This is a genomic window from Acinetobacter sp. AL9, assembly GCF_041464035.1.
Taxonomy (GTDB): domain Bacteria; phylum Pseudomonadota; class Gammaproteobacteria; order Pseudomonadales; family Moraxellaceae; genus Acinetobacter; species Acinetobacter towneri.
The window spans coordinates 1-204 of sequence record NZ_JAYFSK010000320.1; the positions used below are offsets into that span (position 1 = coordinate 1).

Here is a 204-nt window from a genome sequence, read left to right on the forward strand (position 1 = left end):
GCAATCACGTAGCGTTTCTTTCCACGCATTTGCAGAAACACCAAAGTCACGACTTTCTTTCATCCACGCATCACGAATAGCTCTGTCACTGATATTCAAACCTGAAATAGCACCATATTTAGCCCACACCTCGCTACGAATACGACCAAGTAAAACAGCTTGTTTCTCAAGCTGTTTGTACTTTTGCACATTCAAGTTTTTACA

General features: G+C 41.2%; 1 pseudogene. It reads right to left on the bottom strand.

Annotation, left to right across the window (positions count from 1 at the left end):
• Nucleotides 1-204 (bottom strand): annotated as a pseudogene (locus tag ACEO2X_RS14890) (RNA-guided endonuclease TnpB family protein); the annotation flags it as partial.